This is a genomic window from Pantoea sp. JV6 (genome assembly GCF_025910055.1).
GTDB classification, from domain to species: Bacteria; Pseudomonadota; Gammaproteobacteria; order Enterobacterales; family Enterobacteriaceae; genus Pantoea; species Pantoea agglomerans.
Window position 1 is genome coordinate 318,752 of record NZ_JAPCIM010000004.1, and the last position, 23,429, is coordinate 342,180.

The 23,429-nt window shown below is 56.6% G+C and carries 28 protein-coding genes; 14 read left to right on the forward strand and 14 right to left on the reverse strand.

Going from position 1 to position 23,429, the window contains the following annotated elements:
- Positions 1-6: 6 nt before the first annotated feature.
- Positions 7-414 carry a hypothetical protein gene (locus OK412_RS08315; RefSeq protein WP_010244987.1) on the reverse strand — a complete coding sequence of 136 codons (408 nt, stop codon included), beginning with the start codon at positions 412-414 and terminating at the stop codon, positions 7-9.
- Between the two features lie 165 nt (positions 415-579).
- Complete coding sequence (locus tag OK412_RS08320) at positions 580-1,695, reverse strand: ABC transporter substrate-binding protein (RefSeq protein WP_033771754.1); 1,116 nt, start codon at positions 1,693-1,695, stop codon at positions 580-582.
- A 346-nt stretch (positions 1,696-2,041) separates the two neighbouring features.
- Between OK412_RS08320 and OK412_RS08325 the strand changes: the two genes are divergently transcribed.
- The 6 genes from OK412_RS08325 (at position 2,042) to OK412_RS08350 (ending at position 8,493) form a co-directional block, all read left to right on the forward strand.
- Positions 2,042-3,196 carry a mandelate racemase family protein gene (locus tag OK412_RS08325; protein ID WP_264353026.1) on the forward strand — a complete coding sequence of 385 codons (1,155 nt, stop codon included), beginning with the start codon at positions 2,042-2,044 and terminating at the stop codon, positions 3,194-3,196.
- A gap of 123 nt (positions 3,197-3,319) precedes the next feature.
- A complete protein-coding gene (locus tag OK412_RS08330) occupies positions 3,320-4,951 on the forward strand; it encodes an ABC transporter substrate-binding protein (protein ID WP_264353027.1) in 1,632 nt (543 codons plus the stop codon).
- A complete protein-coding gene (locus OK412_RS08335) occupies positions 4,948-5,979 on the forward strand; it encodes an ABC transporter permease (protein ID WP_010245000.1) in 1,032 nt (343 codons plus the stop codon). Before OK412_RS08330 ends, OK412_RS08335 begins: the two co-directional genes overlap by 4 nt.
- Positions 5,976-6,881: an ABC transporter permease gene (locus OK412_RS08340; RefSeq protein WP_033787892.1), complete on the forward strand. Its 906-nt coding sequence runs from the start codon at positions 5,976-5,978 to the stop codon at positions 6,879-6,881. The genes OK412_RS08335 and OK412_RS08340 overlap by 4 nt, the downstream gene beginning before the upstream one ends.
- The gene (locus OK412_RS08345; protein WP_010245006.1) at positions 6,853-7,719 is read left to right on the forward strand and encodes an ABC transporter ATP-binding protein; all 867 of its coding nucleotides are present in this window, start codon (positions 6,853-6,855) and stop codon (positions 7,717-7,719) included. The genes OK412_RS08340 and OK412_RS08345 overlap by 29 nt, the downstream gene beginning before the upstream one ends.
- A gap of 9 nt (positions 7,720-7,728) precedes the next feature.
- Complete coding sequence (locus tag OK412_RS08350) at positions 7,729-8,493, forward strand: ABC transporter ATP-binding protein (protein ID WP_010245009.1); 765 nt, start codon at positions 7,729-7,731, stop codon at positions 8,491-8,493.
- Positions 8,494-8,563: 70 nt separating this feature from the next.
- Here OK412_RS08350 and OK412_RS08355 read toward each other — a convergent pair whose 3' ends face one another.
- Positions 8,564-9,202, reverse strand: a complete 639-nt coding sequence (locus OK412_RS08355) for an RpiB/LacA/LacB family sugar-phosphate isomerase (RefSeq protein ID WP_264353028.1) — start codon at positions 9,200-9,202, stop codon at positions 8,564-8,566.
- Positions 9,203-9,341: 139 nt separating this feature from the next.
- On the opposite strand from OK412_RS08355, the gene OK412_RS08360 reads away from it, so the two are divergent.
- The 3 genes from OK412_RS08360 to OK412_RS08370 all read left to right on the forward strand — a co-directional run bounded on the left by OK412_RS08360 (position 9,342) and on the right by OK412_RS08370 (position 10,993).
- Positions 9,342-9,671: a cupin domain-containing protein gene (locus OK412_RS08360; protein ID WP_010245017.1), complete on the forward strand. Its 330-nt coding sequence runs from the start codon at positions 9,342-9,344 to the stop codon at positions 9,669-9,671.
- Positions 9,672-9,936: 265 nt separating this feature from the next.
- Positions 9,937-10,176, forward strand: a complete 240-nt coding sequence (locus tag OK412_RS08365) for a hypothetical protein (protein WP_064691309.1) — start codon at positions 9,937-9,939, stop codon at positions 10,174-10,176.
- 322 nt (positions 10,177-10,498) lie between these two features.
- Positions 10,499-10,993, forward strand: coding sequence for an AAA family ATPase (locus OK412_RS08370; RefSeq protein WP_264353029.1), 495 nt, complete (start codon positions 10,499-10,501; stop codon positions 10,991-10,993).
- Between the two features lie 19 nt (positions 10,994-11,012).
- Here the strand turns inward: OK412_RS08370 and OK412_RS08375 are convergent, their stop codons facing one another.
- Positions 11,013-11,906: a dihydrodipicolinate synthase family protein gene (locus OK412_RS08375; protein ID WP_264353030.1), complete on the reverse strand. Its 894-nt coding sequence runs from the start codon at positions 11,904-11,906 to the stop codon at positions 11,013-11,015.
- A gap of 125 nt (positions 11,907-12,031) precedes the next feature.
- Here OK412_RS08375 and OK412_RS08380 point away from each other — a divergent pair, with 125 nt between their 5' ends.
- The 5 genes from OK412_RS08380 to OK412_RS08400 all read left to right on the forward strand — a co-directional run bounded on the left by OK412_RS08380 (position 12,032) and on the right by OK412_RS08400 (position 15,897).
- Positions 12,032-12,346 (forward strand): antibiotic biosynthesis monooxygenase family protein, encoded by a 315-nt coding sequence (locus OK412_RS08380; protein WP_010245030.1) that lies wholly within the window; start codon positions 12,032-12,034, stop codon positions 12,344-12,346.
- Between the two features lies 1 nt (position 12,347).
- Positions 12,348-12,731, forward strand: a complete 384-nt coding sequence (locus OK412_RS08385) for an amino acid-binding protein (RefSeq protein WP_264353031.1) — start codon at positions 12,348-12,350, stop codon at positions 12,729-12,731.
- 4 nt (positions 12,732-12,735) lie between these two features.
- Positions 12,736-13,446 (forward strand): ArsR/SmtB family transcription factor, encoded by a 711-nt coding sequence (locus OK412_RS08390; RefSeq protein ID WP_264353032.1) that lies wholly within the window; start codon positions 12,736-12,738, stop codon positions 13,444-13,446.
- A gap of 323 nt (positions 13,447-13,769) precedes the next feature.
- Positions 13,770-15,077: an MFS transporter gene (locus OK412_RS08395; protein WP_122458509.1), complete on the forward strand. Its 1,308-nt coding sequence runs from the start codon at positions 13,770-13,772 to the stop codon at positions 15,075-15,077.
- Between the two features lie 10 nt (positions 15,078-15,087).
- Positions 15,088-15,897, forward strand: a complete 810-nt coding sequence (locus OK412_RS08400) for a molybdate ABC transporter substrate-binding protein (protein WP_245116576.1) — start codon at positions 15,088-15,090, stop codon at positions 15,895-15,897.
- Here the strand turns inward: OK412_RS08400 and OK412_RS08405 are convergent.
- From OK412_RS08405 to OK412_RS08450, 10 genes are all read right to left on the reverse strand, one after another.
- Positions 15,872-16,771, reverse strand: a complete 900-nt coding sequence (locus tag OK412_RS08405; protein ID WP_010245041.1) for a LysR family transcriptional regulator — start codon at positions 16,769-16,771, stop codon at positions 15,872-15,874. The genes OK412_RS08400 and OK412_RS08405 overlap by 26 nt on opposite strands.
- Positions 16,772-17,128: 357 nt before the next feature.
- Positions 17,129-17,464 (reverse strand): hypothetical protein, encoded by a 336-nt coding sequence (locus OK412_RS08410; RefSeq protein ID WP_159061595.1) that lies wholly within the window; start codon positions 17,462-17,464, stop codon positions 17,129-17,131.
- 463 nt (positions 17,465-17,927) lie between these two features.
- The gene (locus tag OK412_RS08415; protein WP_264353033.1) at positions 17,928-18,380 is read right to left on the reverse strand and encodes a thiol-disulfide oxidoreductase DCC family protein; all 453 of its coding nucleotides are present in this window, start codon (positions 18,378-18,380) and stop codon (positions 17,928-17,930) included.
- The gene (locus OK412_RS08420; RefSeq protein WP_264353034.1) at positions 18,349-18,972 is read right to left on the reverse strand and encodes an AAA family ATPase; all 624 of its coding nucleotides are present in this window, start codon (positions 18,970-18,972) and stop codon (positions 18,349-18,351) included. The genes OK412_RS08415 and OK412_RS08420 overlap by 32 nt, the downstream gene beginning before the upstream one ends.
- Positions 18,969-19,406 carry a PTS sugar transporter subunit IIA gene (locus OK412_RS08425; protein WP_264353035.1) on the reverse strand — a complete coding sequence of 146 codons (438 nt, stop codon included), beginning with the start codon at positions 19,404-19,406 and terminating at the stop codon, positions 18,969-18,971. The genes OK412_RS08420 and OK412_RS08425 overlap by 4 nt, the downstream gene beginning before the upstream one ends.
- Before the next feature lie 9 nt (positions 19,407-19,415).
- Positions 19,416-19,685, reverse strand: a complete 270-nt coding sequence (locus OK412_RS08430) for a hypothetical protein (RefSeq protein ID WP_033767191.1) — start codon at positions 19,683-19,685, stop codon at positions 19,416-19,418.
- Positions 19,686-19,780: 95 nt separating this feature from the next.
- Positions 19,781-20,623 (reverse strand): class II fructose-bisphosphate aldolase, encoded by an 843-nt coding sequence (locus tag OK412_RS08435; protein ID WP_010245055.1) that lies wholly within the window; start codon positions 20,621-20,623, stop codon positions 19,781-19,783.
- Positions 20,610-21,977, reverse strand: coding sequence for a PTS sugar transporter subunit IIC (locus OK412_RS08440; RefSeq protein WP_008925155.1), 1,368 nt, complete (start codon positions 21,975-21,977; stop codon positions 20,610-20,612). The genes OK412_RS08435 and OK412_RS08440 overlap by 14 nt, the downstream gene beginning before the upstream one ends.
- Positions 21,970-22,284 carry a PTS sugar transporter subunit IIB gene (locus OK412_RS08445; protein WP_010245062.1) on the reverse strand — a complete coding sequence of 105 codons (315 nt, stop codon included), beginning with the start codon at positions 22,282-22,284 and terminating at the stop codon, positions 21,970-21,972. The genes OK412_RS08440 and OK412_RS08445 overlap by 8 nt, the downstream gene beginning before the upstream one ends.
- Before the next feature lie 10 nt (positions 22,285-22,294).
- Positions 22,295-23,275, reverse strand: a complete 981-nt coding sequence (locus OK412_RS08450) for a 6-phosphofructokinase (RefSeq protein ID WP_010670113.1) — start codon at positions 23,273-23,275, stop codon at positions 22,295-22,297.
- Positions 23,276-23,429: the final 154 nt, after the last annotated feature.

Genomic DNA, 23,429 nt, shown 5'->3' on the forward strand with positions numbered 1-23,429 from the left:
TCCTCCTTAAGCGCTACGCTGACGTAACGCAAGTTGCACATTCGCCAGCAGCAGCAGCGCTACCACCAGCGTCGAAAGCGTCACGCCCAGCGGGATGACAGCGGCGGCATCACGGCTGTGAATAAACGCATTGACGATAGCGATCACAATCGCCACCAGCCAGAGCCAGAAATGACTCTTTTCCGCACTGTCACTGCCGCGGAACAGATAAACCAGCGCGATGAGTCGCGGCACAATCGCCAGTATCAGTCCCAGCGCAATCAGCCAGCCTGCGGCATCCGTCCAGAACAACACAAAGGTCTGGCTATAGAGAATATCGAACAGCCAGGCCGCGACAAAAAAGCCCAGCGGCACCGGCTCCAGCAGAGCGTACAGCGTCACGGCAAAGGCCGATCTTCCCAGGGTATTGCGCATGTTTCTCTCCATTTTTAACGTGAATGCGGACCGCGTCAGACGTCGCGCTGCTCAGAGCAACTGACTCCGCGCCTGTAAAAGATTAGTAAATCTGAAGAGAAACAGAGGGTTTATTCAGGAGGAATTGCAAATCAGGCGGATGACGTCCCTGTCATCGCCGGTCTGTCAGGGTTTATCAGCGGGTAAAGTGACCCAGTATCCTGGCTGATAAGGCAGCGGCAGGAACTTCTCGTGGAACGTGCGGAAGGTGGCGTCCGGATCCAGATCGGCAAACAGATCGGGATGCAGCCATTTCGCCAGCGCCTGGATAGCCACAAACTGGTAAGGGCTGTCGTAGAACTGATGCCAGATGGCGTGGACATTGCCGTTGTGCGCCACCGGCAGGGTTTTAAAAGCATCGCGCATCATCAGCCCCTTAAGACGCGCGGTAGCCTCGGTGACATTGGCACCCGGACCGACGCCGACCCATTTGCCCACGGTGTTGTAATTCTTCCAGTTAGCGCCGGTCACCACCACCACATCCGGCTGGCTGGCGATAATCTGTTCCGGGTTAACGGTGCCGAAGGTGCCAGGGATCAGATCTTTAGCGATGTTACGACCGCCCGCGATCTCGACCATCTGACCAAAGTTCTCATTGCCAAACGACATGCAGCACTCGTCGCTGTAGCCGCCTGCGCGGTCAATCATCACTTTCGGGCGGTAGCCGGTAAAGTTCTTCAGACGCGAGGTGACAAGGTCAATCTGCTGCTGGCGGAAGGTGATAATTTCCTGGGCACGCGCCGGTTTGTTCACCAGTTCGCCCATGATGCGGATACTTTTCTCCGCATTCACCATCGGCGCTTCGCGGAAATCGATAAACACCACCGGCACGCCTACTGCCTGCAGTTTTTCAATCAGTTTGCCTTCATCGGTGGCGGCTTTGGATTCCAGATTCATCAGCACCAGATCGGGCTTCAGGGTTAACGCCTGCTCGACGTTGAAAGTGCCATCTTTCGCCCCGCCAAAGGTCGGTAATTTTTTAATTTCCGGATAGCGTTTTTCGTAAGCCTGATAACCGTCCCAGTCCGCTTTCGGGAAGTCGTCACGCCAGCCAATCACCCGTTTAAACGGGGCATCGGGTTCAAATGCCGCCAGCAGATACATCTGACGGCCCTCACCCAGAATGATGCGTTTTGCCTCCTGCGGCACCTCGACCTGACGGCCTGCGACATCGGTAATCAATTTGGCCGAAGCCGTCCCTGCCAGCGTGAGCAGCCCCAGCGCTAAAAACCATTTTTTCATTGTAAAAACCCGCACAAATGATAATGAGAATTATTAATGTAAAGCGGCGTTACTATCACCTAAAACAGGGGTCAGGGGAAGTCATCCGGTTAAATGTTTTTTGCGGCGGGGTCAACTGGCGGAGTTTCGCTCAAAGAGATCCCTTAAGAGGAAAAAGCGCAGCGTGTCGCTGCTCACAAAACGGTCAGCTTTCGTGAATATGTTCACAACACCCTGGGCAGTTGCACACATATTAGCCATTAATCGTATCGTTTTGGCTAATGCGTTAATGAATTGTGAAGGATAGATTGAAAATGAAACAGCGTTTTAATAATTCATCAGGACAGACTGCCACAGGAGCTTAACCGTGAAGATCAGCGCCATTGATGTCACCCTTTTTACCTATCCCACCCAACGCTGCGCCGACAGCGCCGGACACTCCCACCCTGGCCCGGAAAATGATGCGCAGATGGCGCTACTGACCCTGACCAGCGAGGAAGGCGACTGTGGTTACGCCTTTGCGCCGCCGGAAGTGGTGCGATCCCATGTGGTTAATGCCTTTTTCCGCAAAGTGCTGATCGGTCAGAACGCCTTTGACCGGGAGCGTCTTTGGCAGGATCTGGTGCACTGGCAGCGCGGCAGCGCCCATCAGCTCACCGAGCGGGCGCTCTCCGCTGTGGAGCAGGCATTGTGGGATCTGATTGGACGGAAGCTGAAACAGCCTGTCCACAAACTGCTGGGCGGCTATCGCGAGAAGATCCCGGCTTACGGCAGCACCATGTGTGGTGACGAGCTGAGCGGTGGATTATCAACGCCGGATGAGTATGCGCAGTTCGCGGAAAAGCTGGTGGCGCGCGGGTATCAGGCGATCAAGCTGCACACCTGGATGCCGCCGGTCTCCTTCGCACCCAGCCCGGCGATGGATATCAAAGCGTGCGCGGCGGTGCGTGAAGCGGTGGGCCCCGATATCGCGCTGATGCTGGATGGCTACCACTGGTACAGCCGCAGTGACGCGCTGACCATCGGCAAGGCGCTGGAAAAGCTTAATTTCGCCTGGTTCGAGGAGCCGATGGAGGAAGAGAGCATGGCCTCTTACGCCTGGCTGGCTGAAAACCTCTCTATCGACGTGCTTGGCCCGGAGAGCCTGGGCGGTAAACATCACAGCCGCGCCGACTGGGTGCGTGCCGGAGCCTGCGACATTCTGCGAGCCGGTGCCAACGGCGTAGGCGGCATCTCGCCCACCCTGAAAGTGGCGAATCTGGCTGAAGCCTTTGGCATGGATTGCGAAGTGCACGGCAACGGTGCGGCCAGCCTGGCGGTGGTTGGGGCGATCCGTAACTGCCGCTGGTATGAGCGCGGCCTGCTGCATCCCTTCCTGGATTATGAAACACCGCCCGTCTACCTCAACAGCCTGATCGACCCGATGGACGATCAGGGATTTGTCACCCTGCCGACCCGCAGCGGGCTGGGTGAGGATATTAACTTCAGCTGGATTGAGACGCACACGCTGAACCGCTGGTAAATCGCACTACCGAAGTACGGCAAACAATAATAACCCCGTCGCCCGCCTGCTGCCTGCCATCCCGGTGACCAGCAGCAGGCAGAGTCGTAAACGGGAAAACCTCTGACCTGCTGGACTTTACCTATGACCCTGACACAACGATGTGGCGCGTGGCTGATCACGCTGCTGGTGCTGACGGGCAGCGCGTCAATCCAGGCAAAGACCCCGGATGACCAGCTGATCGTCGGCATGAATATGAATAACCTGCTCACCCTGGATCCGGCCGCTATGACCGGCAACGAAGTGGTCGGCATTGTCGTGAATCTCTATGACGGACTGGTCGAGCTGAACCCGCAGCAACTCACCGAGGTGCGCCCGGCGCTGGCGGAACGCTGGTCAGTCAGTCCGGATAACCGCACCCTGACTTTTCACCTGCGCGACAACGTCAGGTTTCACTCCGGCAATCCTCTCACCAGCGCCGATGCGGTCTGGTCGATGCGGCGGGTGCTGCATCTGAACCTGGCGCAGGCGTCGGTGTGGAAATCGTACGGCTTCAGCCGCGACAACGTAGACCAGATGATTACCGCACCCGACGACCGCACGCTGGTGATCACCCTGCCGAAGCCTAACGATCCGCAACTGGTGATCTACTCGCTGGCGGCGCTGGGCAGCATGGTGGTGCTGGACAGCAAAACCGTGCAGCAGCATGAGGTGGATGGCGACTGGGGCAACCGCTGGCTCACCACCCATGAAGCGGGCTCCGGCCCGTTCCGGCTGGATGTGTGGCAGGCAAAAGATGTGCTGCGCATGAGTCGTGCGGCTGATTACTGGCGCGGCGAGGCGAAGATGTCGCGGGTGGTGTTCCGCCATCTGCAGGAGTCGCAGACCCTGCGGCTGATGATGGAGAAAGGCGATCTGGATATCGCCAGTAACATGGCGATCCCCGACGTGCGCGCCCTGCGGCACGACCCCGACCTCACCATAAATGCGGTAAGAAAAGGAACGATCTACTACCTGGCGATGAGCATGAAAGATCCGCACTTCGACAATATCAAAGTGCGGGAAGCGGTACGCTACCTGATCGATTATCAGGGCATCAATAAAAGCCTGATGACCGGCTATGGCGAGCTGCATCAGCGCCCGATTCAGGCTGGCATGCCCGCCACGCTGCCCGACCCCGGTTACCGGCTCGATGTGCCGCGCGCCCGCGCACTGCTGGCTGAAGCGGGTTATCCGGACGGCTTCGACACCACGCTGCGGGTGTTGGCCGATCAGCCCTTTCTGAACATCGCCATCGCGGTTCAGTCGACGCTGCTCCAGGGCGGGATCCGCGCAAAAATCATCACCGGCACCGGTAACCAGATCTATGGCGCGATGCGCGATCGCCAGTTCAGTCTGCTGGTCGGACGCGGCGGCAGCGGCGTGGAGCCACATCCCCACTCCAGTCTGCGCGCGCTGGTCTATAACCCGAATAATGCTGACAGCGCCCGGCTGACCAACTTCCAGGGCTGGCGCACCGGTTTCTACGACGCGCAGCTCAACAGCATGATCGATCAGGCGCTGGTGGAGCGCGACAAAACCCGCCAGCAGCAGGCCTATTACGCCATCCAGCAGCGCTATGACCAGCTGGTGCCTGCATTGATGCCGATTTCACAAATGCTCGACTCCGTGGTGGTCAGCAACCGGGTGCAGGCTTATCAGCCACATCCCTCAGCGACCACCTTCCTCCGCGATGTCTGGAAAACCCCTGAAGCCAAAGCGGGAGGCACCCTATGATCCTGACCCTGACCCGAACTCAGTGCCGCCGCATCAGCCATCGCGCGGTGCAGGTAGTGATTACCCTGTTCGGCCTGCTGCTGCTGACCTTTTTTATTGGCCGGGTAATGCCGCTGGATCCGGTGCTGGCGATTGTCGGCCCCGACGCCGATCAGGCCACCTATCAGCAGGTTTATCACCAGCTCGGCTTTGATAAACCGCTGTGGGTGCAGTTTGGCATCTACCTTAACGCGCTGCTGCATGGCGATCTCGGCCATGCGCTGCTCACCGGTCAGCCGGTGGTGCATGACATTGTGCGCGTCTTTCCGGCAACCGTAGAGCTGGCCACGCTGGCGATTGTGATTGGCGCAGGACTGGGCGTGCCGCTGGGTGTGCTGGCGGCGGCGCGTCGCAACAGCGTCATCGACTATGTGGTGCGGATGCTCAGCCTGGCCGGTTACTCCACCCCAATTTTCTGGGTCGGCATGATTGGCCTGCTGCTGTTCTATGCCCATCTCGGCTGGGTCGGCGGCGCAGGTCGGGTGGACTTCAGCCTGGATGGCATCGTGCCACGTCGCACCGGCTTTATGCTGATTGACGCCCTGCTGGCGGGCAACAGCCAGGTGTTCTGGAATGCGCTGAATCATCTGGTGCTGCCCGCCTCGCTGCTCGGCTTTCACTCCATGGCCTATATCAGCCGCATGACGCGCAGCTTTATGCTCGCGCAACTGTCGCAGGAGTTCATTCTGACCGCGCGGGTCAAAGGCCTGACTGAATGGCAGGTGATCTGGCAGCACGCCTTCCGCAATATCCTGGTGCAGCTGCTGACCGTGGTGGCGCTGGCCTATGGCTCGCTGCTGGAGGGCGCGGTGCTGATTGAAACCGTCTTCTCCTGGCCCGGCTTTGGCTCCTACCTCACCGGCAGCCTGATGCTGGGCGATATGAATGCGGTGATGGGCTGTGTGCTTGTGGTGGGCCTGATTTTTGTGCTGCTTAACCTGATCTCCGACCTGCTCTATCAGGTGTTCGATCCGAGGACCAAAGTATGACGATCTCTTTTGACGCTGCGTCTGTGAGTCATTCCCGTGAGCGGCTGGTGCGCTGTCAGCGTTTTGCTGCCCGCTGCGGCTATTTCCTCTGGCGCATGGCCTGTAATCCCCTGACCGCGATTGGTGGTGGCATTGTGCTGGTGCTCTGCATCGTGGCGCTGTTCGCGCCCTGGATCGCGCCGTATCACCCGCTGGTTCAGGATCTGAACAATGCGCTGACGGCTCCCGGCGCGGCCCACTGGTTCGGCACCGACGAGTTTGGCCGGGATATCTTCAGTCGTCTGGTGTGGGGCGCACGCATCACGCTCTACATCGTGCTGCTGGTATCGGTCACCGTCGGGCCGCTGGGCCTGCTGCTGGGCGTCACCGCCGGTTATTTTGGCGGCAAAGTCGACGGCGTGCTGATGCGCGTCACCGATATCTTTATCTCCTTCCCGAGCCTGGTACTGGCGCTGGCCTTTGTTGCCGCGCTGGGGCCGGGTCTGGAGCATGTGGTGATCGCGATTACACTCACTGCCTGGCCACCCATAGCCCGTCTGGCCCGCGCTGAAACGCTGTCGCTGCGTCAGGCGGACTTTATCTCGGCGGTGCGCTTACAGGGCGCGTCGCCGTTGCGGGTGCTCTGGAAGCACATTATTCCGCTCTGCCTGCCGTCGGTAATTATCCGCATCACCATGAATATGGCGGGCATTATCCTCACCGCCGCCGGGCTGGGGTTTCTTGGGCTGGGCGCGCAGCCGCCGGATCCGGAATGGGGCGCGATGATCGCCAGTGGCCGCACCTACATGCTGGAGTGCTGGTGGGTGGTGACCGTTCCCGGTCTGGCGATCCTGATTAATAGCCTGGCATTTAACTTCTTAGGAGATGGCCTACGTGACCTGCTCGATCCCCGCAGTGAGTAACGCCTCGCCGTTGCTCGACGTGCGCGATTTGCACGTGAACTTTGTTAACGGACGCCAGATTACGCCGGCGGTGCGTGGCGTCTCCTTTCAGCTCGGTCAGGAGAAGCTGGCGATTGTCGGTGAGTCCGGCTCCGGTAAATCGACCGTGGGTCGCGCCCTGCTGCAGCTGCATCCAGCTAAGGCGCGCATTGAGGCGAGCCGGATGCAGTTTGGCGATATCGACCTGTTGCACGCCAGCCCGGCAGAGATGCGCGCTATTCGTGGCAAACGCATCTCGATGATTATGCAGGACCCGAAATATTCACTGAATCCAGTGATCCGGGTGGGCGAACAGATTGCCGAAGCCTGGCGCAGTCACCATCGCGGCCAGAAATCGGCGGCACGTCAGCGGGCGCTGGCGATGCTGGAGGAGGTGCAGATCCGCGATCCTGAACGGGTATATCAGCTCTATCCCCATGAGATTTCCGGCGGCCAGGGGCAGCGCGTGATGATTGCCATGATGCTGATCACCGAGCCGGAACTGGTGATTGCCGATGAGCCCACCTCTGCGCTGGATGTCTCGGTACGCCTGCAGGTGCTGGCGCTGCTGGATGATCTGGTGAAAGCGCGCGGTCTGGGACTGATTTTTATCAGTCACGATATCAATCTGGTGCGCAGCTTCTGCGATCGGGTGCTGGTGATGTATGCCGGGCGCGTGGTGGAGTCGCTGGCCGCCAGCGAACTTGACCGCGCGCAGCATCCCTATACTCAGGGACTGCTGGCAGCACTGCCCGACCTTGATCGGCGGCGCACGCGTCTGCCGGTGTTACAACGTCACGCCAGCTGGCTAACTGACTAAGGAGTTACGATGATTGAGGTAAAAAATCTCAACCTGAGTTTCGGTGAAGAGGGTCGCCGTAATCAGGTGCTGTTCGACGTCAGCCTGCAGGTTAAACAGGGTGAAATCTTCGGGCTGGTCGGTGAGTCGGGCTCGGGCAAAACCACGGTACTGAAGTGTCTGGCGGGCCTGTTTAATCACTGGCAGGGAGAGCTGACCATTGATGGCCAGCCGCTGGCGCACCGCATCGATCGGGCGCGCTGCCGTCAGGTGCAGATGGTGTTTCAGGACCCTTATGGCTCGCTGCATCCGCGTCACACGCTGGGCGATATCCTTGAAGAGCCATTACAGATTCAGGGTATCGGGCAGCGCCAGCAGCGCGTCGTGGCGATGCTGGATAAGGTCGGGCTGAATCGTGCCTGGCAGACGCGTTATCCGCACCAGCTTTCCGGTGGTCAGCGTCAGCGCGTGGCGATTGCCCGGGCACTGATTTTAGAGCCGCGCGTACTGCTGCTGGATGAGCCGACCTCCGCGCTGGATGTTTCGGTGCAGGCGGAGATCCTCAATCTGCTCAGCGATCTGCAGCAGCAGGAGAACCTGACCTATCTGATGGTGACACACGATCTCGGCGTGGTGGCGCACCTCTGCCATCGCGTGGCGGTTATGCAACAGGGCAAGGTGCTGGAGACGCTGGATGTGCCGACGCTGGTGGCCGACCGCGCCGCGATGCCCTACACCCGGATGCTGGTGGAGGCGAGTCGCCATTACAATCCGGCGCTGGCGCAGCAGAGCTGACGTTCAGCTGATGTCGGGAAAGAGAGAATAAAAAAAGGCCGGTCAGACCGGCCTTATGACCCCGGATGCGTTAGTGGGTCAGCTGACGCACAAAAGCGACGATTTCCTGATTTTTGCCATGCTCAAACAGACACTGCTGGAAGCGTGGGCCACTAACGGCAGTACGCACCAGTTCAGGGTCGATGGCGCGCACCGTGTCGAGGTAGTTCTCTTTGATCACGGCAGCTTTGACCTGATTCAGCAGACCGGCATTACGCACCTGCGGCTCTTTACGCTCTGGCGGATAGCCATTGCCCTTCTCGCCGGTGAAGGCTTTTTCAAAGATAAAGCGCAGGTTAAGTTCAGCGCCCCAGCCAAAGCCTTTGGCGAACGGCAGAGATAAGGCATTACCGTTGTTGATCTGGGCAAACAGGTAGGCATCCGCCGGATCGATACAGTAGCCGCAGACGACGCCCGGGTGAATGTTAAGCGACATCAGCGCGCCCTGCCCGGTGCCGCAGCCCGCGACCACGAAATCCACGGCCTGGCTGTTGAGCAACACGCTGGCCTGAATGCCGAGGTGAATATAGGTCAGGTGGTGATCCTGCTCATCGCTCATACCGACGTTGAAGACCTGATGGCCCAGTGGCTGTGCGACGCCTTCCAGTTCTTTCAGCACGGTAACGTTTTTAGCGGCCTGGCTGTTTTCCATCATTAACGCGATTTTCATGATCTACCCTTATAAATTAATTGAAACACCGTTTCATTTTAGTGAAAAACCACTAAAGTGCATAAACTAATTCACCCGAGCGCTGTGAGATCCATCACAAAACGGTCACCGCAGCAGGGGCAACCGCAGGAGGATTGCGATGTTTATCTACCATAAAGAGCGACCACTGGAAGATCTGGGCAACGGCGTGACCCGCCGCGTGCTGGCGTACGGCGGCACCATGATGGCGGTAGAAGTGATTTTCGAGAAAGAGGCTGTCGGCCCGCTGCATCACCATCCCCACGAGCAGCTGACCTACGTGCTGAGCGGACGTTTTGCCTTCACCATCAATGGTGAAACGCGTGAGGTGGGCGCAGGAGATACGCTCTACAAAGCGCCCAATGTGGTTCATGGCTGTGTCTGTCTTGAGGCGGGCACCTTACTGGATACGTTTACACCGCAGCGCGAAGATTTCCTGACCGCTAAATAATGCATGCGGCCCGGTGGGCCGCCTGTTGAACTGACGCAGGACTGACCTGGTTTTCCCGTCTCCGCATCCTGCTTCAGGCCCGCAGAATTTTTCTGAAATTCCTTATCCCGCTAACTTAATGATTAGCTGACATTTACGCCGCAACCGCGCTGCGCTTAGCTTCGTCCTGAAAATCAATCGGGCAGATTTCTGTACAAATTCCGGATCGTTGTATAAGTTTAATAGCAACAGCAGAACATTTTTTAACCCGAAACAGGACAATACTATGCCAATGCAAAACACCCTCACGTTGCCGGTGAATCACAGTGGCCCGATCAAAAATGAGTTTAGTTCATCGTTTGCGGTGTCTGAACAGGACAAACTCAACTTTCTGATCGAAGAGTTACTGGAAGCGGGCAAGGAAAAAAGCTGTATGGAACTGCTGCGCCATCTGGCATCCGCAGACAGTGCAGAAGAAGAGGCATGCTGCCGCGAACTGCTGACGTTGCTGATGGCACAAAAATGAAGTCAGTTGCCAGCTGTTCAGCGCCGATTCACCCCTTTCTGAAAGCGTATCTGATATTGCACTCAACGCCTGACCGCACTTCCCCGTTCAGGCGTGTCAACGTGCCCAGCGAAAGCCGCGGTTTTTTCTGAATGCAGTAACGCCCGCAGCAGCAGAGACTGTTACGCGCGGTAAATCCGGGTTTTACTCACCAGCAACTTTTTGCCTCTCATTGCTTATCTCTCCCCTGTTTTGTTAGCCTGAATCCCGCTTCGGCGAGACCTGCTTTACTTTCCCTTCGCGTAATGCGCGCGGTTCACTATCAGGCTGACACAGGAGTGATATGACCATGACTTTTGCCCCCGCCACGCTGCATCTGCTGTGTGGAAAAATTGCCTCCGGGAAATCGACGCTGGCGGCGGAGCTGAGCGCCGCCCCCGGTTGCGTGGTGATCAGCGAGGATCAGTGGCTCGCCGCGCTCTATAAGGAGGAGATGCAGTCGGTGGCCGATTACGTGCGCCTTGCAGCAAAACTCAGAAAGGCGATGACGCCTCATCTGGTCGCGCTGCTTAACGCAGGTGTGTCGGTGGTGCTCGATTTTCCTGCCAACACCCGGGCGAATCGCGACTGGATGATGTCGGTGATTAAGGCATCCTCTGCCGACCATCGCCTGCATTATCTGGACGTACCGGATGCGCTGTGTAAATCGCGCCTGCACGCCCGAAATCAGGGCGGCGAACACGCCTTTGCCGCAACGGACGAGCAGTTCGCGCTGATTACCCGCTATTTCGAAGCGCCGCAGGAGGAAGAAGGCTTTAACCTGGTGCGCCACGGTTAATGCCTTCTGGCGCGGGAGCTTAAGAGAGGTCGAGTGCCGCGAGCACGTCAGCAATCTGCTGGCAGTGCGCATCGGAGAGCGGCTGCAGCGGGCGCGGCAGGCAGTCGCGTTCGGTCAATCCCAGCAGCCCCGCCGCGGCGCTGATCACCCGGAAACTGCCGCCATGCTGGCGGAACAGCGCCCATAACGGCTGCAGGCGATCGGACTGCGCCCTGACGCTCTGATGGTCGCCTGCGGCCGCCGCTTCGGTCATCGCTTTTGCAACGCGCGGAAAGAGCCCACCGCACACCGAATACCAGCCATCACAGCCCGCAATCAGCCCGTTGGCGGCCGAAGCATCGCCACTGACGCCAATCGATACGGAATCTGGCAGCGTGCCGCGCAGCTGAGCGAGGCGATCGTTAGCCGCAGATTGCTCCGCCGGTACCCCAGGAATTTTCACTGACCCGACACCGGAAAGTGCGGCGATCCGGCTCAGCAGCGCATCGGAAAACGTAAAATGGGTGGTGCCGGGATTGTCATAGATACAGACTGGCACCGAGGCGTGTCGCGTTACGGTCTCGAAAAGCGTGAACACCTCATCTTCATTCAACGTCTGATAACCCAGCGGCGGCAGCAGTAAGGCGGCCGCGCCCGCCTGTTGCGCGTCCTCCGCCAGCGCCAGCACCTCGTCAGTGCCCACCGCACCTATGCAGATCATCACCGGAATCGACTCTGCATGTTCCACCGCCAGTTCTGCGATACGCCTGCGCTGCGCGCGGGTGAGATAGGCGTAGCTGCCGGTGGACCCCAGCACGCCAAGGGAATCGACTTTTGCATCAGTCAGCCTGCGCAGCAGCCGCAAAAAAGCCGCCTCATCGGGCTTGCCTGCCGCAAAGGGAGTAAGGGGGAACGCCCTGAGTCCGCTGAACATATCATCTGCTCCATTACAAGATTGCACCGGCTGGAGGTCGCCCCTGCAGCCATATTTCGTTACCGGCCGAAGCATCAACCCGCTCCGCCCGCTATTTTTGCGCTATCACCCAAAGGAGGATAGCGATGATTGCCGTACTATTTGAAGCCGAAGCCCGACCCGAACACCAGATGCGTTACCTGCAACTGGCTGCCGACCTTAAACCGCTGCTGATGCAAAACAGCGGGTTTATCTCTCTTGAGCGCTTTCAAAGCCTGACCGATGAGAAAAAAATTCTCTCGCTCTCCTGGTGGCGCGATGAAGAATCGGTGCTGGCCTGGAAGCGCAACCTCTGTCACCAGGCCGCACAGCGTGAAGGCCGCGAGACCCTTTTTGCCGGTTACCGTCTTCGCATCGTCACGCTGATCAGAGAATATGCCTCACAACAGGGAGTAAATTAACATGTTCGATATTCATGTCATCCTGCAAAATAGTCCAGGCACACTTTCCCGGCTCACCACGCTGCTGGGCCGTCATGGGATTGGCCTGGAAGGCGGCGGCCTGTTCTCCTTTGGTGAACAGAGCCACGCTCATTTTCTGGTTGAGGAAGGCGAACGGGCGCGGGCCGTGCTTGAAGCAGAAGGTATCGCCGTCGAGGTAGTTAACGTCCCGCTTATTCGCAGGTTACCGCAACAGCGTCCCGGCGAGCTGGGGGCGATCACTGCACGCCTTGCCGATGCCGGAATCAATATCCTGGTGCAATACAGCGATCACGCTAACCAGCTGATCCTGATTACCGATAACAATCGATCAGCCGCCGGGCTGACCACAGAATGGGCACGCTAATCTGATGGCAACACCACAACCGCATAACGCACCAGACGATAGCGAAGCACTTGAGAATGCGATTGTGGGCGTCGCCGCCGCAATGGCCGATGCGTCACGGGTGAAGATGCTGTCCGCGCTGATGGATGGACGCGCCTGGACCGCCACCGAACTCAGTGCCGTCACTGACGTGGCGCCCTCAACCGCCAGCGCCCATCTGAACCGGTTGATCACCAGCGGCTTGATCGTCTGCGTGGCGCAGGGGCGTCACCGTTATTACCGACTGACCGGCAGTGACATCGCTGCGCTGATTGAGAACATGATGGGCGTATCGTGGCGACGGATTGCCGCGCCGGCGAGCACCACCCCAACATCGCTTCGCACCGCCCGCACCTGTTACGACCATCTGGCCGGTGATATTGCGGTGCAGATCTATGCCGCAATGGCGCAACAGGGCTGGATCACACCGGAAGGCAGCGCTGTCACCTTATATGGACAGCAGCAGTTTGCGGCGTTGCAGATTGATCTGTCGCAGCCCGGACGCCGCAGAGCCTGCTGTGGCTGTCTCGACTGGAGTGAGCGCCGGTTCCATCTCGGCGGCTACGCGGGTGCAGCGCTGCTGAGTGCCTTTGAAACGCAAGGCTGGCTAACCCGGCAGCCTGGCTACCGTGAAGTGGTGTTTACCGTGGCGGGCGTCCGACATTTACATCAGATTTTTGGCATAACCTTTCCCTGACGCCTTGCTGCCTGCGTTCTGAACCCTTTTTGCCGCCAGACTCTGCGCTGATGGCCTCAGGCAAGCCAGATTCCGCCTGTTCGCCTGCAACACGCTTATGAAATCTGTCACATTTCCGCAAACTCCTCTCAGACTCACTAACAGGCACAAAAAAACCATCCCGCCATTTAACCTGTTGAATGCGAAACACTTTAAGTGATAACGCCTGGCAATCATGCGGCTGGCACATTAATCGATGCCCTTTTTGCACTTATTTAGCGCCGGGCGCTGATCCACTCTTCAGTCACAGGCGCGGCAAAAAGCGTCAAACCTTACTGGAGTTACTGATGCAGACAACCTCACCCATGACTCACCGCGCCAGGATTGGCGCAATATTCCGTGTTACCTCAGGCAACTTTCTCGAACAGTTCGACTTCTTCCTGTTCGGTTTCTATGCCACCTATATCGCCCATACCTTTTTCCCGGCCAGCAGTGAGTTCGCCTCACTGATGATGACCTTTGCCGTGTTTGGCGCAGGGTTCCTGATGCGCCCGATTGGCGCGGTAGTGCTGGGCGCGTACATCGATAAGGTCGGTCGTCGTAAAGGGCTGATCGTCACGCTCTCCATCATGGCGGCGGGCACCTTTATGATCGTGCTGATCCCCTCTTACCAGAGTATTGGTCTGTGGGCGCCGCTGCTGGTGCTGATTGGTCGGCTGCTGCAGGGCTTTTCCGCCGGTGCGGAGCTGGGCGGCGTGTCGGTCTATCTGGCAGAGATCGCCACACCAGGCCGCAAGGGCTTCTACACAAGCTGGCAGTCGGGCAGTCAGCAGGTCGCGATTATGGTGGCGGCGGCGATGGGCTTTATCCTCAACGCGGTACTGGAAGAGAGTGCCATCCGTGAATGGGGCTGGCGGATTCCGTTCCTGTTTGGCTGCCTGATCGTGCCGTTTATCTTCCTGCTGCGTCGCAAGCTGGAAGAGACCCAGGAGTTCAACAACCGTCGCAGCCATCCCGATGTGAAGCAGGTGTTCCGCATCCTGCTCGCCAACTGGCAGGTGGTGATTGCCGGGATGCTGATGGTAGCAATGACCACGACAGCGTTTTACCTGATTACGGTTTACGCGCCGACCTTTGGCAAGAAAGTGCTGCTGCTCAGCGCCTCTGACAGCCTGCTGGTGACGTTGCTGGTGGCGGTATCGAACTTTATCTGGCTGCCGATTGGCGGTGCGATCTCCGACCGCTTTGGTCGCAAGCCTGTGCTGGTCGCCATGACCCTGCTGGCGATCGTCACCACCTATCCGGCTCTGAGCATGCTGGCCGCAGCACCGGGCTTCTCGATGATGCTGGGCGTGCTGCTGTGGCTTTCAATGATCTATGGTCTCTACAACGGCGCGATGATCCCGGCGCTGACCGAAATCATGCCAGCGGAAGTGCGCGTGGCGGGCTTCTCGCTGGCCTATAGCCTGGCAACTGCGCTGTTTGGCGGGTTTACGCCGGTGATGTCAACCGGCCTGATTGAGATGACCGGCGATAAAGCCTCGCCAGGCTACTGGATGAGTTTTGCCGCAGTCTGCGCCCTGGGGGCAACACTTTATCTCTATCGTCGTACACGCAGTGCCGTATCACCTGCCCATGAAACCGTTAGCTGAGGAACGTAAAATGAAACTGAAAACGATGTCGCTTTACGCTGCTCTGCTGTTTAGCGTTGCGGGCAGCGCCACGGCGCAGGCGAAAGAGCTGACGGTGATGATCTCCGGCGGGTTTAAAGCCGCGTGGGATACGCTCTCGCCCCGCTTCGCCCAGCGTGAAGGGATCACTATCAACACCGTCGCCGGTCCGTCTATGGGTAAAACCCCACAGGCCATTCCGGCACGACTGGCGCGCGGTGAACCGGCCGATGTGGTGATTATGGTCGGCGATGCGCTAAGCGATCTGCAAAAGCAGGGCGAGACGCTGCCGGGTACACGGGTTGAGCTGGCGGACTCCCGCATCGGCGCGGTGATCAAACAGGGTGCCACGCCGGTTAAGATTGGCAGCGAAAGCGCGCTACGTACTGCTCTGCTGAACGCCAGCTCCATCGCCTACTCTGACAGCGCCAGCGGTAAGTATGTCAGCAGCCAGCTGTTCAGCCGCCTGGGCATTGAAGATCAGGTTAAGGGGAAAGCGGTGAAGGTTGAGCGCATCCCGGTGGCCTCAGAGGTCGCGGCCGGTAAATACGCTATCGGCTTTCAGCAGGTCAGTGAGCTGCTGCCGGTGCCGGGCGTCACTTTTATTGGCGAACTGCCGGACAAGCTGCAATACACCACCCGCTTCGCAGGTGCCGTGGTGCGCAAGTCAGCGCAGCCGGATGAGGCGGCTAAGCTGCTGCGCTGGCTCGCCTCCTCTGAGGTACAACAGACAGTGCACGCCAGCGGACTGCACACCGTGAAAGCGTCTAAACCGGTCAGAGACGCTGATACTGTTCAATAATCAGGTTCTCCAGTTCGCCCGCAATGTGCGACAGCGTCCGGCCATTTTTACGTAGCAGACCCACGGTGCGTTTCACCTGCGGATCGGTCAATGGAACCGCCATCAGCAGGGCGTGATCGTAGCCAGGCATCGACATGGCGGGGACGGCAGCAATGCCCAGCCCCGCCTCAACCATCCCCAGCATGGTGGTGACGTGCCGGGTTTCACAGATACAGGGTTTCTCCGGCATGATCGCCTGCAGCGCCTGATCCAGCAGGTTGCGATTGCCGGAGGTTTTATCCAGCCCGACCCATTCATACTGATAAAACGCCTGCCAGCTCAGACTCTTTTTGCCAGCTATAGGATGGTCACGCCGACAGGCCGCCACGTAGGGATCATCCATCAGCGGCTGGAAATGCACATCCGGCTGCGAGCGGCTGGAAAAACTGATGCCAAAGTCGGCCTGACCGCCAATCACCGCGTCATAAACGTTAGCCGCACTGCTGTCGATCAGTTTGACTCGTACGCGGGGATAGCGCGCCTGAAACAGCCGGATAATGTTGGGCATAAAGTAGTAGGCGGCTGACGGCACGCAGGCTACGGTAATCAGTCCCGTGCGGGCTAAGCTCACCTCACTGAGATCGGCCATGACCTCCTCAAAATCAGCCAGCAACTTATCCGAGCGCTGAGCAAACGCATGCCCCTTCAGCGTCAGCGTGACGCGGCGCGTGGTACGCTCAAACAGTTTGATCCCCAGCGAGGTTTCCAGCTTATCTATCCGGCGGCTCAGCGCCGACTGTGAGAGACAGATCGATTCTGCCGCCAGGCGAAAATTGCCAAACTCCACCAGCGCGCGAAACGCATAGAGATCGTTGAGATCGAAATTAACCGGCATAGCCCCTCTTATAAACTATTGGTGATTTAGCCAGCCTTCAGGATACTCGAATTTTGTAGCGAAGTTGTTAAAATAGATTAAAATCAAGAGATTCTGTTTTAGCTTTATTGAAAAGGCCCGCCGAAGCGAGCCTGTGCGGGTGATATTCACTCCTGTGAACCTGACATCAAATAGAGAACCAGGTCTTTCAGAATTGAAACCCCTCCATAAGAACAAAATAAAATCACAAAAAACTTTGCAATTCCACACGGCAGAAAACCCAGCCATCCATCCTGAGGGAATATATTCACTGAGGTTAAAAAAACAGTAGCTGATAATATCCCAGGCATTATACAGGCGTTTTTTACCCTTTTTTCCCTACCACGTGCATTGTCCGCCATAGTTATTCCCTGCCCCTCCACCATTTCCATTACCGGTGGCAGCGCAGGCTATTGCCCCTGTGACAACGCCTCTTACCACACCACCCCATGAATTTGAACCTGATATAATGCCTGTAACTAAACTTGATGCACATGGGTTATCTCTGATGATAGACCCTAAATCCAGACAGTTTGATTGTGTACCTACAAAACCATTCGCCTGTCCACCATAGCCATGCTGGCTTTGACGGGCGCCAGCACCGGCATAAGCTGGATCATATGCACCACTTGCACCTGCAACTATTTTTAAGTGCTCTTCATATAAAAATTCCATTTCAAAACCCTCAAGTTAAATTTTTACTCTTAAGTCGTAATGAACAGCGCTGCTGATTTTTTATAACACTCACAGAAAAGAAGATCAAACCAATCCGTTCATTAATCAAATGTTAAATAAAAGCATAAAGGAGTTTATTTAATTGAAACAGTAAATAAGAATGAAAACATCAATAATAAATCAAACATCAGAAATCGTGCAAAAAGAGACGCCGCACGTATAGTCATTATTTTTTCAAACCTGACGTTAACTTCTCAATAACCATTTTAAAGCAACCTCCATTGCGATTCGATTAAAATCAACTCGCGAATCTTATTCACATTTTTGTTTGCACAGTTATTAAAACAAAAAGAATTCAGCCTATAATTCTAAAAAAGTCAGGGAGTATTCCCTCATAGTTGCAGGTTTCAGGACGTGTTTATCTGACGAGCACTGATTCAAAACAGCCGTTGCCGGACGGTATTTACCCTTCCGGCGTAACGGGCTGCTCAACCTCATGCAGAAATCGACCAGGATAATCGGGCTGGATGGCGTGCTGGCTGCTGTAACGACCAAACAGCTTATAGCGGTTTAACGCGATGCGGTCATAGGCAAAATTACTGATCGCGTCGGGAAAGTGGCGCAGCACCGCCAGCCCGCGCCACGGGGCCGGCAGGTGCTGCATCACGCGGAACACCGCCTGCGCCCGCAGCCAGTGCTGGTTATCGGCAATGTAGACAATGGTGCTGATGTTCTCTTCCGGCAGTCCGGCCCAGCGCAGCAGCGCTTTGCCCTGCTCGCTCTGCACCGAGGCAAAACGGACCTGCCGCGCCAGATGGTGACGCAGCAGAAACTGAACCCAGCCGTTGCACAGCTTACAGACACCGTCATAGAGCACGGCGCTCTCACCGGTTTGCAGATAAGGGGGCGACGACATCCTGCAACTCCTCACTCCTCTGATGATGAACTGAAGTGTAGCGGGTTCTGGTCAGTTGCTGCTGCAGCCAGTGAATGACGGCAGCGTGATCCTGGGCGCAGGCATCAACCTCATACACCTGGCCCAGCGCCATCGGAGTGGCCTGTTGTGCCAGGTGGCGCAGTTCCGGCAGATACTCAGCCCCTGGATGGCCCGGCAGCCGCTGCGACAGCCGCGCCTGATAGCGCGCCACCGCCGCTTCCGGTTCAATCTTCAGCCACAGCTCCAGCGCCTCTTCCACGCCAGCCTGTTTCAGTCCCTGCTCCAGCAGCGTACGGGGCTGGAACCCAAACCAGGCGTCGATCAGCCAGATCTGGCTGGCGGGCGCCTGCGCGACGATGTTCCAGATCGCCTGATAGGCCGCGCAGCCCAGTTGCCGGTTACGCTGGCGATCGACCGGCGCAAAAGCGTGCATAAAGGGTTCTTTCAGGCTGTCGAGCGTCAGCACCGGCCAGCCAAAGTGTTGTGACAGCACGCGCGTCAGGGTGCTTTTACCCGATGCCGGAATACCGTTAACCAGCACCACGCGTTTGGGGGGGATGTTTTGCGTCATAAGATATCGATGACCTCCGCGACACTGCTGGCCTGACGTAACCGAACCAGCGTCTCCTCATCCTCCAGCAGCGACACAATCGCGCGGATCCCCTCTTCGATATGGGCATTGCTGTCACGCGCGCCAAACATAATCACAATGTCCACTTTATCACTGCCCTCAAACGAGATCGGCTCATTCAACAGAATCATACTGAAACAGTCGCGGATCACCCCTGCGTCCGGTCGCGCATGGGGAATGGCGATCCCCTCTTCAAACACGTAGTAAGCGCCATGGGCCAGCGTATTGGCAATGACCGCATCAGGATAAGAAGCATCGAGATAGCCGCCACTGACCAGGGGTTCGGCAGCCAGCGCGATAACCTGACGCCAGTCCGTGGCGTCGATACCAATCTGAATGGCGTTTGCCTCTTGCAATAACTGCTTAATCGTCATCAGCTCTCCTTAAATCGACTGGCGAACCACATTGCGTAATTCATCGATTTTGACAAACAGCGCATCAATTTCATTGCGATAGCGACGGCTTTTCGCAAATAAGCTTAATGCCCGGTTATATTCCAGCATTAATTGTTTTTGCGTTTCGCCATTACGCGGATTAATAGCCAGCTGCTGCTCCAGTTGCGTTATTTTCTCGCGACTTAATTCCGCCAGATGATCCTGCTGCTGCTCGCTGGGTTGTTCCACAGCCGGAGACTTTTTTAAGAATCCAAACATAGGCTCTCCTGCCCCGTAGCATGTCGGGGTAGCTCAGATTAATAGGTAATTATAAAAGGTTTGACGCAATAAGCCGGTGATGGCGAAACGGGCGATTACCGGAATAATTGCATCTTCTCTACCAGCACACTGGTTACCGCATCATTGGCCGGCACCAGGAAATTACGCACGCTGTCATTGACCTTGCCTTTTTCAAAGGTCGATTTGCACTGCGCCACCCACTGAACATTCATTTCGGTGCCGACATTGACCTTCTCAATACCGCTGCTGACCGCCAGCCGCATATCTTCATCGCTGACGCCGGTGCCGCCGTGCAGCACCAGTGGCGTGTGGGTTGCCGCCGTGATATCTGCCAGCCGCTGATGCTGAATATGCGCTTTGCCGGTGTAAAGTCCATGCACGGTGCCGATGGAGATCGCCAGCATATCGACGCCGGTCTCTTCGACAAAGCGGCGCGCATCTTCCACCGGCGTAAACGCAATCGCCTCCATTTCCACGCATTTACCATCTTCCGAGCCGCCAATCGCGCCCAGCTCCGCTTCTACCGAAACATTGTGCGGACGCGCCATATCGATCACCCGGCGGGTGTTGGCAATATTTTCCTCAATTGACAGATGGGACCCGTCATACATCACGGAACTGAATCCGGCATCAATCGCTGTCTGAATCGCCGCTAAATCGGAACAGTGATCGAGATGCAGACAGGTCGGGACATTTTTGCTCTCTGACAGCGATTTAATGGCATCGACCAGTAATTTATGGCCGAGATATTTCGCCGTGCCGGTGGAGATCTGAATCATTAACGGACTATTGGTTTTCTCTGCCGCTTTAAAATAGGCGGGCAGCATCTCCAGGCAGTGAAGATTAAAAGAACCCACCGCTTTAAAGTCGCGCTGTTTAGCCAGCTGTAACAGATCGGCGAAGTTATAAAGTTTCATGAATTTTTTCCTCTTGAGGTTTTGTGGATTTGCCATTAACAAACCAGGCAAGCGCGGTAACAAAGGCAATAAACAGGGCGACGAACAGCCAGTTATTCTGGAAGGCGTGGCCCAGCACCAGGCCGGTACTGATAACGTCTGAGTCACTGAAGGTCACACCGGTGAAGCCATAGCTCTCCAGCATCGGCACCAGGATGGCGGGCAGAATGGTGATAAAGAGGCCGTGGACGAAGCCGCCGATCATCGCGCCACGCCGTCCGCCCATGGCATTACCAAATACCCCGGCGGTGCCACCGGCAAAGAAGTTGGTCAGCAGGCCAGGCAGGATCATCGCCAGACCAAACATCGGGAAGACGAGCATGCCGACAATTGAGCCGAGCGTGGTGGCGAGAAAGCCAACAATCACCGCGTTCGGGGCATAGGGAAACATCACCGGGCAGTCCAGCGCCGGTTTGGCATCCGGCACGACACGCATGGCGATACCACGGAAGGCAGGCACCAGCTCGTTAAGCAGCAGGCGGACGCCGCTGTAGAGCACAAAGACTCCGGCCACGAACTGAATCGACTGCATAAAGGCGTACATCAGGTAGTTCATGCCGTTGCTGTACTGGGCGATAAACGCCGGACCGGCCGCCACGGCGGGGATCAGGTACATCGGCACCATCACCAGCGCCATCGACAGATAGGTATCCTGCAGAAACTTGAAGTTATCGGGCAGCTTAAGATCTTCAGTGGATCGCGATCCTTTGCCGACCACTTTGGCGACCGCCGCAGTGACCAGATAACCAATGGTGCAGAAGTGACCCAGGGCAACGTCGTCCGAATCGGTAATACGCCGTACCACCGGCTGCGCCAGCGCAGGCATCACCACGGCCATGATCCCGCCAAAGATACCGCCGGTCAGGATCAGCGGCAGACCGGTCAGCCCCGCTTTATAGCCAATCACCGCGCCAATCGTCGCCATCCACAGCAGGGCCTGGCCGGTGAGGAAGATGTACTTAAAGGGCGTCAGTCGCGCGATGATGATATTGACGATAAAGATCACCAGCAGCGTCAGTGCCACTTCAGACCCCAGCTCACGGTTAGCCAGCCCGGCAATGGCGGCAACATCGGTGATATAGCCGCGCATGCCAAAGCCGTGGGTAAAAATGGTATTGAGGAACGTCAGGGTTCCCACAATAATATTGATACCCGCCATCATAATTAAAAAACCGAGCAGGGTTTTAAAGGTGCCTTCCACCACCTTGCCTGCAGATTTCTTTTGCAGCAGCAGACCAATCAGGGCAATAAAGGCGATCAGAATAGACGCCTGCCCCAGCAGATCTTTTACCAGGAAGTCGATCACACTATTCATGGGCGGCGACCTTTACGTTGCGTTCTTTTAAAAAGGCCAGGATCTTCTGCTCTATTTCCGCTTTATCGGTGAGCCGGTTAAGAATAATGACCCGCTTAATCTGTTCCGGACTGGCGTCGGCATTTAACACATCGGCAAAGGCTTTTTGCGTCAGAATCATGTCCGACTTAAAGGCATTCGCTTCTGAAATGGTGGTGTGATCGATATCGGCCTCTATCTCCAGTTTTTTTAAAACCGCTTTTGCGCTCATCTCAATCGCAAAACTGGATCCTAAGCCACAACCACAGACACATAATATTTTCAGCATGGTTTTCTCCTCACAATATATTGAGTTGTTTAGCGAGTTTATAATGGTGCCCGTCAATATCGACCAGGCGTTTTTGCATGCTTATTAAATCAATCGGAATCGGTTTATTGCTGCCGTTAATAATGACCGCTTTATTCCGCATGCCTGACTGAATACAACGCACCACTTCACTGGCCATAATGGTGCCCTGATAAATCTCTTCGCAGGTGGGATCACCATTCCGCAGCCCGTAACCGAGGATAGTTTTACGGACGCGCACACCAATAAGCGGCTCAAGCTGTTTGATTAAGGTGTCGATAGCCCCCTGAAAACCGGGCGAATATTCGCGGGTGTAGCCTTCTGAACAGAGAATGATCACGCTGTTCTGTTCTGCCAGCCGCCGGGTGATGCGCTGCGCCAGCTGTGGCAAAGGAATCTGGCACTCCGGGATCAGCGCAATGTCCGCGTTGGATTTAATCGCCGACTGCAGGGTTAATTCGCCGCAGTAACCGCCGAGTAACTCCAGCATAAATACCCGGCCAGGTAAGGCGCGCCCGGTATTCCGCAGTTTCGCGACCTCTTTTAATACCTGCTCGCAGGCGGTGGAAAAACCCAGGGTGTAATCACTGCCGAAGACATCATTATCGATAGTCATGCCGACGCCGAAACAATTAACGCCAGACTCGGACAGGGTATGGAGAAATTGCAGCGACCCGTCACCGCCCGCCATAATTAACACTTCAATACGGGCGCTTTTCAGCTGGCGGGCAATACATTCATATTCGCTGCGCACCAGTTTCTTTTGCGTGCGTCCCGATTGCATAACCGGAATTGAGGCGATGGAAAAGTCGAGCAGATCACGCTGGCTGATATCACGATGGTTATTTGCCAGCAGGCCGGGAATGCCACCATCAAATATCACGATCTCCGCCTGCGTCAGACGCCCTAACTGGAAGACAAAATTATTAATGCCGGTTACATCACCGCCACTGATCACCATTCCAATTCGCATTTCCCTCACCTCGCTGTCTTAATCTGCTGAGGGCCATTCTTCCGGTTCGTGGGGTTGCTATTTGCAGAGGAGATCACAGTTACGAGCGGTATTTTTTGGGCGGAGTTATTGACAGAGGTGTCTGAACGGCGGTTTTTGAGATCAAAATCACACT

What these genes read in the sequence shown, in the direction of transcription:
- OK412_RS08380 (WP_010245030.1), top strand. Translation starts at nt 12,032, where the DNA reads ATGATTGCCGTACTATTTGAAGCCGAAGCCCGACCCGAACACCAGATG.
- OK412_RS08440 (WP_008925155.1), bottom strand. Translation starts at nt 21,977, where the DNA reads ATGAATAGTGTGATCGACTTCCTGGTAAAAGATCTGCTGGGGCAGGCG.
- OK412_RS08420 (WP_264353034.1), bottom strand. Translation starts at nt 18,972, where the DNA reads ATGACGCAAAACATCCCCCCCAAACGCGTGGTGCTGGTTAACGGTATT.
- OK412_RS08365 (WP_064691309.1), top strand. Translation starts at nt 9,937, where the DNA reads ATGCCAATGCAAAACACCCTCACGTTGCCGGTGAATCACAGTGGCCCG.
- OK412_RS08385 (WP_264353031.1), top strand. Translation starts at nt 12,348, where the DNA reads ATGTTCGATATTCATGTCATCCTGCAAAATAGTCCAGGCACACTTTCC.
- OK412_RS08350 (WP_010245009.1), top strand. Translation starts at nt 7,729, where the DNA reads ATGATTGAGGTAAAAAATCTCAACCTGAGTTTCGGTGAAGAGGGTCGC.
- OK412_RS08370 (WP_264353029.1), top strand. Translation starts at nt 10,499, where the DNA reads ATGACCATGACTTTTGCCCCCGCCACGCTGCATCTGCTGTGTGGAAAA.
- OK412_RS08375 (WP_264353030.1), bottom strand. Translation starts at nt 11,906, where the DNA reads ATGTTCAGCGGACTCAGGGCGTTCCCCCTTACTCCCTTTGCGGCAGGC.
- OK412_RS08400 (WP_245116576.1), top strand. Translation starts at nt 15,088, where the DNA reads ATGAAACTGAAAACGATGTCGCTTTACGCTGCTCTGCTGTTTAGCGTT.
- OK412_RS08410 (WP_159061595.1), bottom strand. Translation starts at nt 17,464, where the DNA reads ATGGAATTTTTATATGAAGAGCACTTAAAAATAGTTGCAGGTGCAAGT.
- OK412_RS08415 (WP_264353033.1), bottom strand. Translation starts at nt 18,380, where the DNA reads ATGTCGTCGCCCCCTTATCTGCAAACCGGTGAGAGCGCCGTGCTCTAT.
- OK412_RS08435 (WP_010245055.1), bottom strand. Translation starts at nt 20,623, where the DNA reads ATGAAACTTTATAACTTCGCCGATCTGTTACAGCTGGCTAAACAGCGC.
- OK412_RS08405 (WP_010245041.1), bottom strand. Translation starts at nt 16,771, where the DNA reads ATGCCGGTTAATTTCGATCTCAACGATCTCTATGCGTTTCGCGCGCTG.
- OK412_RS08390 (WP_264353032.1), top strand. Translation starts at nt 12,736, where the DNA reads ATGGCAACACCACAACCGCATAACGCACCAGACGATAGCGAAGCACTT.
- OK412_RS08445 (WP_010245062.1), bottom strand. Translation starts at nt 22,284, where the DNA reads ATGCTGAAAATATTATGTGTCTGTGGTTGTGGCTTAGGATCCAGTTTT.
- OK412_RS08315 (WP_010244987.1), bottom strand. Translation starts at nt 414, where the DNA reads ATGCGCAATACCCTGGGAAGATCGGCCTTTGCCGTGACGCTGTACGCT.
- OK412_RS08425 (WP_264353035.1), bottom strand. Translation starts at nt 19,406, where the DNA reads ATGACGATTAAGCAGTTATTGCAAGAGGCAAACGCCATTCAGATTGGT.
- OK412_RS08330 (WP_264353027.1), top strand. Translation starts at nt 3,320, where the DNA reads ATGACCCTGACACAACGATGTGGCGCGTGGCTGATCACGCTGCTGGTG.
- OK412_RS08430 (WP_033767191.1), bottom strand. Translation starts at nt 19,685, where the DNA reads ATGTTTGGATTCTTAAAAAAGTCTCCGGCTGTGGAACAACCCAGCGAG.
- OK412_RS08320 (WP_033771754.1), bottom strand. Translation starts at nt 1,695, where the DNA reads ATGAAAAAATGGTTTTTAGCGCTGGGGCTGCTCACGCTGGCAGGGACG.
- OK412_RS08450 (WP_010670113.1), bottom strand. Translation starts at nt 23,275, where the DNA reads ATGCGAATTGGAATGGTGATCAGTGGCGGTGATGTAACCGGCATTAAT.
- OK412_RS08360 (WP_010245017.1), top strand. Translation starts at nt 9,342, where the DNA reads ATGTTTATCTACCATAAAGAGCGACCACTGGAAGATCTGGGCAACGGC.
- OK412_RS08335 (WP_010245000.1), top strand. Translation starts at nt 4,948, where the DNA reads ATGATCCTGACCCTGACCCGAACTCAGTGCCGCCGCATCAGCCATCGC.
- OK412_RS08355 (WP_264353028.1), bottom strand. Translation starts at nt 9,202, where the DNA reads ATGAAAATCGCGTTAATGATGGAAAACAGCCAGGCCGCTAAAAACGTT.
- OK412_RS08340 (WP_033787892.1), top strand. Translation starts at nt 5,976, where the DNA reads ATGACGATCTCTTTTGACGCTGCGTCTGTGAGTCATTCCCGTGAGCGG.